General features: G+C 43.8%; 1 protein-coding gene. It reads left to right on the forward strand.

Translation table 11 applies throughout. The annotated features are described in order from the left end of the window. Positions 1 to 43 precede the first annotated feature (43 nt). A partial coding sequence (locus ACFIK8_RS12550; RefSeq protein WP_375669616.1) for a crossover junction endodeoxyribonuclease RuvC occupies positions 44 to 281 on the forward strand: 238 nt, incomplete at its 3' end.

Below are 281 nucleotides of genomic sequence, written 5' to 3' on the forward strand. Positions count from 1 at the left end.
GTGCAGCTGTTCAAATATGAAAAAAATGTATAAACTTGGCTTTATGGCAGAGACGATTCGTATTATAGGCATTGATCCCGGATTGCGGCGAACAGGATGGGGCGTTATCGATTTCTCTGGCAATCGTCTTCAATTCGTTGCAGCAGGCACGCTTTCTTCTGATGCACGCTGTGACCTTGCTTCTAGGTTATGCCAGCTTTACAAAGGGCTTTCAGATATTTTGCATCAATTTATGCCCCATGAAGCTGCCGTAGAACAGGTGTTTGTTAATAAGGATGCTA

The organism is Bartonella sp. MR168JLCBS (genome assembly GCF_042194175.1).